Origin of the sequence: Rothia uropygioeca (assembly GCF_004136585.1) — a bacterium.
Classification (GTDB): Bacteria; Actinomycetota; Actinomycetes; order Actinomycetales; family Micrococcaceae; genus Rothia.
This window is the reverse complement of record NZ_NOIR01000001.1, coordinates 571,300-583,848: the sequence shown is the minus strand read 5'-3', so window position 1 is coordinate 583,848 and position 12,549 is coordinate 571,300. Positions and strand designations below refer to the sequence as shown.

Sequence of the window (12,549 nt, the reverse complement as noted above, 5' to 3'; positions counted from 1 at the left end):
GGTCATGCGGGAATTTAGTTAAGGTACTATTGACAAAAACTCATGGGCCCAGGTGCCCCTGGCCTTGAAAGTTCGCTATGACCGCTACCACCTCAACCACGGCATCCCGCACCGAACGGCTCGACCATTTGCCGCTGTCGCGAAAGCACCTGCGCCTCCTCGGCGGTTCAGGAATCGGTTGGGCGCTCGACGCCATGGACGTCGGACTCATTTCCTTCATCATGGCCGCACTCGCGGCGCATTGGGGGTTGAACGCTACCCAGACGTCGTGGCTGGGTTCCATCGGATTCGTCGGCATGGCGCTCGGAGCCGCACTCGGTGGCCTACTGGCCGACAAATTCGGCAGACGCAAGGTCTTCGCTCTGACACTGTTGGTCTACGGCTTGGCCACGGGAGCATCGGCCCTTTCGGCCGGATTGGGCACGTTATTGGCCTTGCGGTTTATCGTGGGCCTGGGTCTCGGAGCCGAGTTGCCGGTCGCCTCGACCCTCGTATCCGAATTCTCGCCGCGCTCGATCCGGGGCCGCATGGTCGTGATTCTCGAGGCATTTTGGGCCATCGGCTGGATTGCCGCAGCGTTGATCGGCACTTTCGTCGTCACAGCCTCGCCCGACGGGTGGAGGTGGGCCCTCGCCCTGGGATGCATCCCGGCGCTCTACGCATTGGCGGTCCGCTTCGGCTTCCCCGAGTCCGTGCGATTTTTGGAATCCAGGGGTCGACACCAAGAGGCCGAGACCATCGTCCGCTCCTTTGAGGAGGCCTCGGGACAGGACTGGCGTTCGGAATCGGAGCACTCTACCCAACCGGCCAGGACCGCAGAACCGAGCAAGTCTTCAGGGGCAGAGTCTGTCTGGTCCCCGCGCCTGCGTCAGAGAACCCTGGCCTTCTGGATCATTTGGTTTTGCATCAACCTGTCCTACTACGGAGCCTTCATTTGGATTCCGTCGCTTCTCCACGCCCAGGGATACACATTGGTCAAGTCTTTCAGCTTCACGCTGGTCATGACTCTCGCCCAGATCCCCGGCTATGCACTGTCGGCACTCCTGATCGAGAGATGGGGGCGGCGCTCAACCCTTGCAACCTTCCTGATTGGATCCGCAGGCGCCGCGGCCCTGTTCGGCGTCTCGACGAGCGACTGGTCCATCATCTTCACGGGATGCCTCCTATCCTTCTTCAATCTCGGAGCATGGGGCGCCTTGTATGCCATCGGTCCGGAGCTGTACCCCACGGCCATCCGCGGCACGGGAACCGGAGCCGCGGCGGGATTCGGACGCATCGCTTCCATCATTGCCCCACTCATCGCTCCCCCGATACTTCTCCTCGGTGGACCATTGGCCCTCTTCAGCCTCTTCGCGGCCGCGTTCCTCGCCGCCGCTTTCGCCGCGCTCGCCCTCCCCGAGCTGAGAGGTCGCGCTCTGGAGTAAGCCGTCGCACTCCGGGCAGCAAAGGTGGGGCGGCGTCGGGCCAAGATATACGACGCCACCCCACCCGGCCTCCGCGAAAGTCGGCTTCGTTGCTCAACGTTGAGACGAATGCCTGAGGACCTCGGAGGGACACCTCCCCGGAGGCTTCCCCGGCTTGTGGCCGAAGGCGAAGGAGCCAGCGCGCTGCCGCCGCGTCACGTATGGCCCGAACTCATGTGAGTGCGCGATGTGTCCTCAGAGGATACCGGCACTCTGGCACGTCCGTGACCAGGCCTTCCGACGTTGATATGCCGACCGCACGGGCCTATTCAAGCGGCACAGCCCCAGGTGAGGCGGCAGCTCCGGGCCGACCGCACCCCTCGTCGACCAACCATTGCACGAGTGACTAAAATCACTTCAAATTTTTGTTTCGGCGTGAGTATTTCTCGTTTCCCGACAGCCCCAAGGAGTACGTGCACTCGCTGACCCGCCGGCCATCTTGGCTCGCGGCAATAGATTCCAGGTGCATGCCTATCCGCTCGCACAGCGCACGGGATGCCGAGTTGGCCTCGTCGGCAACGGCAATGACGCGGTCGATCTCCCATCGCCGAGGCGCCTCGGCCAGGACAACACCAACCGCCTCGGTCGCATATCCCTGCGATCCGAAATCTGGATTGAACACGAATCCGAGTTCAGCCTCCCGAGGATCCTTCCCGCGGACCAGACCGACCTCACCCACGACGACGGCTGGACTCCGCAGCTCGACGAAGAGGACCAGCTCATCTCCCGACCTCATGAAATCGACGGATGAGTATGAGGCGATCTCCCGTCGCGTCTTCTGGCGCGTCCAGATTCCCCCGCGAAGGTACCGTGCCACATCAGGTCGAGAGCGGTAAGACAGCACGTCTTCAACGTCTTCTGCGCGGGGCAGTCGCAACCTGAGCCGGGAAGTTTCGATCATGGTCCGACTATAGGTCGAGCAGCAGAACCATAGAATTGCCGCATGACCATTACCGTGCGCCCCGCGACCGTGCGAGATGCACCCGGCATAGCCCAAGTGCATGTCGGATCTTGGCGGGAAACCTATCGTGGGTTGATGCCAGATGAAATCCTTGACGCCCCGGATCTGCTGAATCGTCGCCTTGAGATGTGGAAAGCCTCTCTCACGGAGGCTCGATGGCGCGAGCGCAGGATTTCGGTCGCCGAGCTCGAAGGCCGCATCGTGGGCGGAGCGATGGTGGGTTCGCCGAGAGACAACGACTCCAGCGGCGATGCCGTTCTCTATGTCCTTTACACATACAACGTGGTGCATGGAGCCGGGGCGGGGGCAAAACTGCTCTCAGCCGTGACGAGGCTCGACGAAGAAACCTCGCTGTGGGTGGCGGACCCGAACCCGCGGGCTCAAGCCTTCTACACCAAGCATGGTTTCGTGGCTGACGGAACACGGGTATTCGACGAGAGATTCCACATCAGCGAGATCAGAATGATCAGGACGCCACAGTCCGTGGCTCCCTGAACCGTGCCGAGATCCGGAATGCAAAAACCCCTGAACCTTTGACGAATCAAAAGCACAGGGGCTTGACTGGCGGAGGATGGGGGATTTGAACCCCCGAGGGCGTGAACCCAACACGCGTTCCAGGCGTGCGCCATAGGCCGCTAGGCGAATCCTCCAGGTGTTGCTCGATCCCGGCTAAACCGGAACCTCACGAAAGCGAACGGATTCGAGCTTACACAAGCGGGACCGACAGTGACAACTCGCTTTCCCCAAAGGTGGCACAGAACACGATCAGCTGGTGTGACAGGTGAACGGCGGCTGAGCTAAGCTATCGGAAGCCCCTCGCGTGGCGTCATCTTGAAAAACTCCCCCAGGACCGGAAGGTAGCAAGGGTATTCGGGCTCTGACGGGTGCGCGAGGGGTCTTCACATTAAAGCCCCACTACATCGGCATATCCCGCACCGTTCAAGGGTTACTGCAACGTACGCCAACCGGTTTCGTCCACAGGTCCGGCCTCACTGCTTAAACTGTCGGTCGGAACCAGTAGTGTTTCCTATGTGAGCACAGCCCTGTACCGCCGTTATCGACCCGAGACGTTCGAAGACGTCATCGGGCAAGAGCACGTGACCAACCCCCTCATGACAGCGTTGCAGAAGAATCGCGTGAACCACGCTTATCTCTTCTCCGGCCCTCGCGGATGCGGAAAAACCACCTCCGCGCGGATCCTCGCCCGCTGCCTCAACTGCGCCGAAGGCCCTACCGCACGTCCTTGTGGCAAATGCGAGTCCTGCGTCGATCTCGCTCGCGACGGCGCGGGGTCGCTGGACGTCATCGAGATGGACGCCGCATCCCACGGCGGCGTCGACCACGCCCGCGACCTTCGCGAACGAGCAACGTTCGCCCCTGTTCGAGATCGCTACAAGATCTTCATCATCGACGAGGCCCATATGGTCACTCGGGAGGGTTTCAACGCCCTGCTCAAGATCGTCGAAGAGCCCCCCGAGCACATCAAATTCATCTTTGCGACCACCGAACCGAATAAGGTCCTCGGAACCATTCGGTCACGCACGCACCACTACCCGTTCCGCCTCGTGGCTCCCGAAGTACTGCGGGGCTATCTCAACCACCTGTGCGACAAGGAAAGCATCCAGGTCGAACAGGGAGTTCTGCCCTTAGTCGTGCGAGCCGGTGGCGGATCAGTGCGGGATTCGCTGTCGGTCCTCGATCAGCTCATGGCCGGAGCCTCCGAAAGCGGAATCACGTATGACCTTGCCGTCGCCCTTCTCGGCTTCACCCACGCCGAATTGCTCGACGGGGTCGTGGATGCATTTGCGGCCGGAGACTCCCCTGCCGTATTCCACGCGGTGGACCGCGTTGTTCAGACCGGCCAGGATCCACGTCGTTTCGTCGAAGACCTCCTGGAGCGTTTCCGTGACCTGATCATCGTCAAGGCCGTTCCCGAATCCGCGGCACAGATTTTGCACGGCATGTCCGAGGATCAGATCGATCGAATGCGCGGCCAGGCCACTCAGCTGGGCGCCTCGGAGCTGTCCCGTGCGGCCGACATCGCCAATACCGCTCTGACGGAAATGACCGGGGCCACCAGCCCGCAACTGCACCTCGAACTTCTCTGCGCCAGAATCCTCCTTCCCACTGCGGACGACACGTCACGTGGCGTCAACGCGCGAGTGGACCGTCTCGAGCGGCGCATCAACTTCGGTTCCGTCGGAGCCGTACAGGCTCCCCTGCAGTCGGACCCGGCGGCGGCCACCACACCGGAGACCCCGGCCCAACATATTGCCGCCGAGGCTGTCAGCCAGGCCCCGGAGCCCACCGAAGAAGTCCCCGCATCCGGCGCGAGCGCACGTGAAGCGGCCCTGTCTTTGGCTCGCAAGAGCCGCGAGTCCGCAACGGAGGAAGCGGAATTGTCGGTCGAGCGAACCGCGGAAGAGCCTTCGGAGGACCACGCCGAGGCCGCTGAAGCACCACAACCGCGTCCGAACGACGAGACCGAGCAAGCACCACCCTCCCCGGCAGACCAAGAGCAGCCTGCCGCCGCCCCCGCACAGGAGACTTCCGCTCCCGACTCGGGCCAGGTGAACATGATCGAACGTTCATGGGCCGACGTCGTGGCCGCAGTCGGAAAGTACTCCAAGGTCGGCCAGGCCACTTTCCGCGAGTGCAGGCCAACACGCTTCGACAACGGCGTACTGTATGTGACCTCGAGCGGGCCGGGTATTCAGAGCCGCGTCGAACGCTTTGCCTCCGCGCTGAGCGGTGCACTCAAAGACACTTTGGGCCTTGAATGCGCCGTTTCACTCGACGACGGTCGCCCCGGCGGCGGGCCCGGCCGCGGCAGTTCCGAGCCCAACGGCAGCGGCCCCAGCGGTCAAGGCTCGTCCACCAGGGACCAGAATTCCCACGTTGCCCAAGGCCGCCGACCTGAGAATGCGCCGGCCCGGACCCCACAGGCTGCCGCAACCGAGGCGGACGACTGGCCCGGAGAAGAAGCTTGGAATCCAACCGCCCGTCAGGCGCAATCGAAGGACCACCCCGCCGCTGAGACCACCGGTTCCCCGCTCTCGTCGCGGGGAACCGTACAATCCCCGTCAACAGGAGCCGGCGATCCTTCCCCGATCATCCCGGAAGGCAGTCGAGGCGGGGAAGAAGCCTGGCAAAAACACGGCATTCCGCTCTCCCCTGATGAAGATTCCGATGAGCCTGAATGGTCCGAGGACTCCTCGGGTGAGTCCTTCACCGGCTGGAAAGTCGCTCCGATACCCAGCGATGAGGCCCCTCAGCCCGATGGTGGCAGACGAGAGGTATCGGCTTCGGAGACTGCTGGCTCAGCGGGCCCGGAATCCACGGAATCTTCGACCGTCCCAACGGGGAATTCTTCTACCCACCTGCACGTTGTCAAAGAAGACGAAGACACAAACCACAATGGTCAGCCTTCTAGGGACTCAGACTCTTTGGGCACGCAGCCGTCCGGGGAGAGCGAAGCCATCGCCGCCCCCGTGGAGGACGGGCCTCAGGGGTCTGACGCGAGTAGCGACGGGTCCGCCGAGGCCGAAGCGCGCGCGGGGCATCCATCGGCACCGGCGGCAGAAGAACGTCTATCGTCGCACGACTGGTCCGTAGCCGCGCGACAAGCCGGGGCTCCCGGAAAGGCTGTCGACGGCAGGGAGTGCGGTTGGCGTTATTCGGGCCCTGAGTCGGAGGAAAGCGCCAGCGAACATCCCTCCAAGTGGGGGCAGCGCATGCCGCATCTCACCGAAGTCGACGGCGGCGCACCAGAGCGCGGGACCCAAACGACTGCGACCACGAACCAGAATTCCCCTATCCCCGGCGGAGAGAAATCACGTCACCTGCACGCCGTGCGGGATGATGAAGAGGCTCAGCCGGGTAGGCCTCAAGGCCCGGCCTCAAGCCAGGCTGAGCAGACCGACTCAGGCGACGCACCCGGGGAGCAGTCCGCACCGTTCCGAGAACGGCACGCGGATGCCATTGAGGCGGGTTCCGGCAGCCCGTCGGGACCCGCGGTGGTTCGTGGCAGAAACGGCAATGTCCTCGTCGATCCGAACGCCCCAGAGCCTCCGGACGACGAATGGGACGGCTTCGTTCCCTCGCCTCACGATGAAGACATCGAGGACTCCTCAGTCTTCGGACAGGCAGCGATCGAAACCATCCTGGGTGGCCGTGTGCTCGAAGAACGGCCGCATCACCGGGGGTAAGTCCCCTGGTCAACAACACATTGGGTGGGTCGTGAAGACCCTCCGGAAGAGTGAGGATTCTTGTACCAAGGAGCAGTTCAGGACTTGATCGATGAACTTGGGCGTCTGCCCGGCGTCGGGCCCAAGTCCGCTCAGCGCATCGCCTTTTACATCCTCAATTCGCCCGCGGACGAGATGGAGAAACTTTCCGCGGCCATCACCACTGTCAAGGCCAAGGTTTCCTTCTGCGAAATCTGCGGCAACATTTCCGAGGCACCGAAATGCTCGATCTGTCGGGACGCCCGCCGGGACTCGTCGCTCATTTGCGTCGTCGAAGAGCCCAAGGATGTTTCCGCCATTGAACGAACTGGCAGCTTCACAGGTCGCTATCACGTCCTGGGAGGCTCGATTAACCCTATGCAGGGCATCGGGCCGGAGCGACTGCGCATTCGCGAACTCGTGACACGGCTGGCCGACGAGGAGGTCCAAGAGATCATTCTGGCCATGGACCCCAACCTCGAAGGCGAAGCCACGGCGACCTACCTTTCCCGCATGCTCACGCCCATTGGCATCACCGTCTCCAGACTCGCATCCGGCCTCCCCGTCGGCGGTGACCTCGAGTACGCCGACGAAATTACGCTCGGACGGGCTATGGAAGGCCGCAGGATACTGACCGCGGGCCAGCGTCAAACCGCATCGCCCGAAACTCCGGAGACGGACGATTCTCTTCCGGGAAACGACGCCGAGGAAACCGCCGTGACCAGCGACGAACCGGTCGAGGAATCACCGAGGACCAACGAAGGAAAAATCGAGGCACCCGCGGAACAAGCAGACCCCAACCGTCGGTATCCAACGCCCCGGCGAGGAGAGAAGTTCGCCAACCCCTGGGCCGACTGACACCGCTCAGGAACCAACCAAAAGGTGATCCGCGACGCATATGTGACGTGATGACCTACTCAATCGCGCCTTGATGTGTCACATAGTGGAATACCCGACTCATTTGAGCGCGGGACCAAGGCACCGGATAGTCTGATAGGCGGCCCGAGTTCCACGCTTCCAGTTGCGCCCGGCCACAACGCCAGACCTTAACTTTTGTCAGACTCCTATCACCAAGGGAGACACCATGAGCCTTATCGTTCAGAAATTCGGCGGTTCGTCTGTTTCAGACGCCGAAGGTGTCAAACGGGTCGCCCAACGCGTCGTCGAAACCAAAAACCGAGGCAACGACGTCGTCGTCGTGGTCTCCGCCATGGGCGACACGACCGATGATCTCCTCGACCTCGCCAACGAAGTTTCGTCCAGGCCCGGCCCCAGCCGCGAACTAGACATGCTCCTCACCGCCGGCGAACGCATTTCCATGGCCGTGCTGGCCATGGCCGTCCACGAGCTCGGGGCACCGGCCCAGTCGTTCACCGGTTCTCAAGCCGGAATCATCACCGACGGCGTACACGGATCGGCCCGCCTCGTCGAGGTCCACCCGGACCGAATCCGGGACTCCCTTGAGGAGGGAAACATCGCCATCGTCGCCGGATTCCAAGGGATGAACCGTCAGACACGGGATATCACAACCTTGGGGCGTGGAGGCTCGGACACCACTGCCGTCGCCCTCGCATCCGCCCTCGGAGCCGACTATTGCGAGATCTATTCAGATGTCGACGGAGTCTTCACCGCTGATCCGCGGATTGTATCGACCGCGCACAAGCTCAACGGGGTCTCCAGCGAAGAGATGCTCGAAATGGCCGCCAACGGAGCCAAGATCCTTCACCTGCGTTGCGTCGAGTACGCTCGCCGATTCAAAATAAAATTGCACGTCCGCTCCTCGTTCAGCGACCTCGAAGGCACGTGGGTCATACCCACCGAATCGGATGCAGACGCCCCCGACCTGACTAAGGAGATCCCCTTGGAACAGCCCCTCATCTCCGGTGTGGCCCACGACCGAACCCAGGCGAAGGTCACCATCGTCGACGTCCCAGACGTGCCCGGTTACGCCGCCAAGATCTTTGGTTCCCTCAACGACGCCAAGATCAACCTGGACATGATCGTGCAGAACGTCTCGACACGTTCCGAAGCTCGCACCGACATTTCTTTCACCCTTCCCCAGGATCAGGGCGATACCGCGATCGAAGTTCTCAAGGGCGTTCAGGCCGAGATTGGGTTCGCGGACATCGAATACAACGACGCGATCGGCAAGCTCTCTCTCGTGGGAGCTGGGATGAAGTCCAACCCCGGCGTATCGTTCCATTTCTTCGACGCACTCTCCAGGGCCGGCGTGAACATCGACATGATCTCGACCTCAGAGATCCGCATTTCGGTGATCACCCGAGCGGACCTGCTCGACGACGCCGTACGCGCCGTCCACACCGCGTTCAGCCTCGACGCAGACGGCGAGGCCACGGTGTACGGAGGCACCGGCCGCTAACCGGTGAGTTTCACGTCTTCCACCACGCCGCATCCCGGCCCGGTTCACCTGACCGGGCCGGTTTGGCGTGACCTCGCCGAGGATCATCGAGAGCGCGCCGCGATCTACACCGAGCCGTTCCTCGAACGCCGTCATCACGGCCGGAAACACCCCGTGGAAGATTTCCTCTTCACGTACTACACGCTCAAACCTGGCCAGCTGACTCGCTGGCATCCCGGCCCCTGGGTCATACTCCTGGACGCCGCCGACCGTCTTGAATGGAAGTTCTACCGCCGCCCCAGTATCACGGAACTGCAAAAAACAGGGCTCTCCCCGGAAGAAGCACGGATCCAGCGTCCGACGGCGGCGACGGTCGATGTCGAGGCTTTCTTGGAAGCTCGCTCCACGGCTGTTGAATTCACACAGGAAATTCTCTCCCGTACGGTGTCCAAGCCCGGAAATTTCGGGTGCTTCGGCATGCATGAGTGGGCCATGGCCTATCGCTCCGAAGAAAACGATATCCGCCACGAGTACCTGGACCTTCGCCTGGGCGCGGACGGCACCGATTCCGTGGTCGAAACCCATCGCATCCACTGCACACACTTCGACGCCTTTCGGTTTTTCCAGCCGCAAGCCGTACCACGCAATGAAATACAGCCGACACGCGAGCAACAACGATCCCTGGAACAGCCAGGGTGTCTGCACGCCAACATGGACGTGTACAAGTGGGCTTACAAACTGCTCCCCTTCGTGGACTCCGCTCTCCTGATGGATTGCTTCGACCTCGCCTGGCAAGTCCGTGAAATGGACATGAGAGCAGCACCCTACGATCTGAAATCATGGGGGTACGAGCCCATTCCGGTCGAAACCGCACGAGGAAAAAAGCAATACGCGACACTCCAGAGAGAGTTCGCTGAGCGCTCAATAATCCTGCGACAGCGGCTCATGTCGACCTTGGATCGCGCAGACTCCACTTTGATGTCCTGAGGCCGCGGTTACCGTCCGCACACGGGTTCAGGGTTCAATGGCGCCGCTTCCCCGTTCCGTCTGTCACGGCCCGATGGCCCCTCGGATTCGATCGACCTGGCGTGCCCCGCGACACCCTCAGTCACAATCCTCACTTCCTGTGAAAACCTGGTGATGCTTCCGTAAATCCCCTCAAAACGCCCATCTGGAGCTCCCCCGTGAAGATCACCCGCCGGACCGCAGTCATCTCTTCATCGGCGCTGGTAGGGGCTGCCTTGCTTAGCGCCTGCAGTTCCCAGGACACCGAACCCGCGACCGACTCCTCCACCACATCGGCCCCCACATCGAATTCCCCCTCGGTCACACCGACCCAGCACAACATCACGTGGAAAGACAACACCGAGGTTTCACACTTGTTCTTCCACTCGCTGGTCGTGGATCCGAACCGAGCATTCGACGGCGACGATGAGGCAAACGGCTACCTGGATTACATGGTCACGATCAACGAATTCAGGAAGATCATCCAACAGGTCTACGACCGCAATTACGTCCTGGTCAGCCCCCACCAGCTCTACACAACCCGCCCCGGCGGCAGCGTCGAACTCAAACCCTTGGACCTTCCGGAAGGCAAGAAACCCCTGGTCCTGTCCTTCGACGACTTGTCCTACTACGAATACATGGACGGCGACGGATTCAGTGATCGACTGATCGTCCAGGACGGGAAAGTCCTCAACGAATACCGTGATGCTGACGGGAACAAAAAAATCGGCGCTTACGATCACCTGCCGATCGTCGAGGAATTCATCGAAGAACACCCCGACTTCTCCCACGACGGGGCCAAAGGCGTCATCGCAATCACCGGATACAACGGTGTACTCGGGTATCGGACCTCCGATATCTCCTACAAGGACGAGAACAAGAACATCGAAAAGGACAAGAAGACCGCAAAATCGGTCGCGGATGCCATCAAGAAAAACGGCTGGGAATTCGCAAGCCACTCGTGGGGGCACATCAACTTCACCAAATCTCCTCTGTCGCACATCCAGGAGGACAACGAGAAGTGGCAAGCCGAGGTCGCACCGATCGTGGGCAAGACCGATATGCTCATCTACCCCTTCGGGGCGGATATTTGCGGCATTGAGGAATACGGTAACGACAAGTTCCAATACCTCAAGGGCCAAGGATTCAATTCTTACTTCAATGTGGATGCCTCCACCCCGGCATGGGGGCAGGCCGGACCGAATTATCTTCGCGAGGCCCGGATCAATGTGGATGGGATTTCGCTCAAGCACGCGATCAAGGGAACATCCGATACGTTGCGCGAGTTCTTCGACCCGAATTCCGTCATCGACCCCGCACGCCCGAAATCAATCTCCGGAGCCTCCAGCTGACCTGGGCAGCCGACCAAGAGACTGCTGCCACTTGTCTTGGGCGGATCTAGGGAATGCGCGCCAGCGGGACACATTGAGAATACCGTCAGAGGCACAGGCAAGAATCCGCTCGAAAGCTCTGAAACAGAAGGACATTCTGCTCTAGATGCGGTCGAACGGATGAGGATCCGCCACTGTATTTGATCTCCGCCGGTATCGGGATCACGCCGATGGTGGCTTTCTGGGATCAGCGGGGTCTAGGAGCGCAGGTTTTGGGCATATGAGTCGATCTGTTGTTCGGCATCATCGTAAGCGGCCAGAACGTCTTCAAGCTCCACATCGGCAGGAAGTTGCGATGGGTCCTGGTGGGTCATCAGGAACTGCAGTACGGCTCGTGCCGTGACGTCGTCATCGGGCAGCATGCCGTTGGTCAGACGGGGCGCGGCGCCAATGTAGAGCGTGCATGAGGCCTCGCCGTCGAACGATTGCATGGTGGCCTGGTAAGCGCCGTCTCCTCCAGGCTTTATCCAGATCTCCTCAACTGACATGAGCTCATCTTCCGTCGTTCTCATCGAATCTGCTATCACTGTGTGGCTGCGGCCCGGATGGTTCCCGTCCCGGCAGGAGGGGTGAGACTGCCGCCGTGTCCGAGCTTGGCGGCTGACTGGTCAGTCGGAGAGAATCCGCGCCAGCACCGTCGCCTGGCTGTACTCGATGTCCTTGGTGGCAGTCAGTAGCGTCAGGCGTTTTCCTTTGACACTCTCGCGTAGGTTCTTGAGAGCCTGCTGGCCGATCTCGGTGGCCAGCTGATCGCGGTAGCGACGGGAGAATTCGTCAAACTTGTCCGGATCGTGCCCGTACCATTTGCGCAGTTCCGTGGAGGGGGCCACATCCTTATTCCAGTCATCGAGTTCGGCGTCCTCCTTGCGAATACCGCGCGGCCAGACTCTGTCGACGAGCACCCGCGTCCCATCATTGTGGCCAGATCGGTCATAGATGCGTTTGACGACAATGTTCATATCCCACGTATACACCGGATAGTCCGTACCGGTCGAGGCCCCTGACCGGGGCACCCCGCTTCCCTCCAGCCGGGACCATGATGTGACCTGACTGGTTAGGTGGCACCGATTTCGCGACGCTACACCTGGTATATCCCGAGTGTTCCGACGACGTGACTCGTTCAGGTCAGAAGGGACGTATGGCC

Annotated in this window: 10 protein-coding genes, 1 tRNA gene and 1 other RNA gene; 8 read left to right on the top strand and 4 right to left on the bottom strand. The window is 61.2% G+C overall.

Features of this window, described 5'->3' with window-relative positions:
- The first annotated feature begins 77 nt into the window (after window positions 1-77).
- Window positions 78-1,424, top strand: coding sequence for an MFS transporter (locus tag EWR20_RS02540; protein WP_129358690.1), 1,347 nt, complete (start codon window positions 78-80; stop codon window positions 1,422-1,424).
- A 391-nt stretch (window positions 1,425-1,815) separates the two neighbouring features.
- Here EWR20_RS02540 and EWR20_RS02535 read toward each other — a convergent pair whose 3' ends face one another.
- Window positions 1,816-2,364: a GNAT family N-acetyltransferase gene (locus tag EWR20_RS02535; RefSeq protein WP_129358688.1), complete on the bottom strand. Its 549-nt coding sequence runs from the start codon at window positions 2,362-2,364 to the stop codon at window positions 1,816-1,818.
- A gap of 42 nt (window positions 2,365-2,406) precedes the next feature.
- Here EWR20_RS02535 and EWR20_RS02530 point away from each other — a divergent pair, with 42 nt between their 5' ends.
- The gene (locus EWR20_RS02530) at window positions 2,407-2,919 is read left to right on the top strand and encodes a GNAT family N-acetyltransferase (RefSeq protein ID WP_197964448.1); all 513 of its coding nucleotides are present in this window, start codon (window positions 2,407-2,409) and stop codon (window positions 2,917-2,919) included.
- 67 nt (window positions 2,920-2,986) lie between these two features.
- Here EWR20_RS02530 and EWR20_RS02525 read toward each other — a convergent pair.
- Window positions 2,987-3,074, bottom strand: a tRNA-Ser gene (locus EWR20_RS02525).
- Between the two features lie 157 nt (window positions 3,075-3,231).
- On the opposite strand from EWR20_RS02525, the gene ffs reads away from it, so the two are divergent.
- From ffs to EWR20_RS02495, 6 genes are all read left to right on the top strand, one after another.
- Window positions 3,232-3,328, top strand: an RNA gene (ffs, locus tag EWR20_RS02520) — signal recognition particle sRNA small type.
- 127 nt (window positions 3,329-3,455) lie between these two features.
- Entirely contained in the window at window positions 3,456-6,632 is a 3,177-nt protein-coding gene (locus EWR20_RS02515) for a DNA polymerase III subunit gamma and tau (protein WP_129358686.1), read from the top strand.
- An 84-nt stretch (window positions 6,633-6,716) separates the two neighbouring features.
- The gene (gene recR / locus EWR20_RS02510) at window positions 6,717-7,508 is read left to right on the top strand and encodes a recombination mediator RecR (protein WP_371811913.1); all 792 of its coding nucleotides are present in this window, start codon (window positions 6,717-6,719) and stop codon (window positions 7,506-7,508) included.
- 226 nt (window positions 7,509-7,734) lie between these two features.
- Window positions 7,735-9,030: an aspartate kinase gene (locus tag EWR20_RS02505; RefSeq protein ID WP_129358681.1), complete on the top strand. Its 1,296-nt coding sequence runs from the start codon at window positions 7,735-7,737 to the stop codon at window positions 9,028-9,030.
- 3 nt (window positions 9,031-9,033) lie between these two features.
- A complete protein-coding gene (locus EWR20_RS02500; protein WP_394342269.1) occupies window positions 9,034-9,996 on the top strand; it encodes a 3-methyladenine DNA glycosylase in 963 nt (320 codons plus the stop codon).
- A gap of 197 nt (window positions 9,997-10,193) precedes the next feature.
- Window positions 10,194-11,366, top strand: coding sequence for a polysaccharide deacetylase family protein (locus tag EWR20_RS02495; RefSeq protein WP_129358679.1), 1,173 nt, complete (start codon window positions 10,194-10,196; stop codon window positions 11,364-11,366).
- A 236-nt stretch (window positions 11,367-11,602) separates the two neighbouring features.
- Here the strand turns inward: EWR20_RS02495 and EWR20_RS02490 are convergent, their stop codons facing one another.
- Together EWR20_RS02490 and EWR20_RS02485 are read right to left on the bottom strand one after the other, a co-directional pair.
- Complete coding sequence (locus EWR20_RS02490; protein WP_129358677.1) at window positions 11,603-11,893, bottom strand: hypothetical protein; 291 nt, start codon at window positions 11,891-11,893, stop codon at window positions 11,603-11,605.
- A gap of 120 nt (window positions 11,894-12,013) precedes the next feature.
- Entirely contained in the window at window positions 12,014-12,364 is a 351-nt protein-coding gene (locus EWR20_RS02485) for a DUF488 domain-containing protein (RefSeq protein ID WP_129358675.1), read from the bottom strand.
- Window positions 12,365-12,549: the final 185 nt, after the last annotated feature.

What these genes read in the sequence shown, in the direction of transcription:
- EWR20_RS02540 (WP_129358690.1), top strand. Translation starts at nt 78, where the DNA reads ATGACCGCTACCACCTCAACCACGGCATCCCGCACCGAACGGCTCGAC.
- EWR20_RS02535 (WP_129358688.1), bottom strand. Translation starts at nt 2,364, where the DNA reads ATGATCGAAACTTCCCGGCTCAGGTTGCGACTGCCCCGCGCAGAAGAC.
- EWR20_RS02530 (WP_197964448.1), top strand. Translation starts at nt 2,407, where the DNA reads ATGACCATTACCGTGCGCCCCGCGACCGTGCGAGATGCACCCGGCATA.
- EWR20_RS02505 (WP_129358681.1), top strand. Translation starts at nt 7,735, where the DNA reads ATGAGCCTTATCGTTCAGAAATTCGGCGGTTCGTCTGTTTCAGACGCC.
- EWR20_RS02490 (WP_129358677.1), bottom strand. Translation starts at nt 11,893, where the DNA reads ATGTCAGTTGAGGAGATCTGGATAAAGCCTGGAGGAGACGGCGCTTAC.
- EWR20_RS02485 (WP_129358675.1), bottom strand. Translation starts at nt 12,364, where the DNA reads ATGAACATTGTCGTCAAACGCATCTATGACCGATCTGGCCACAATGAT.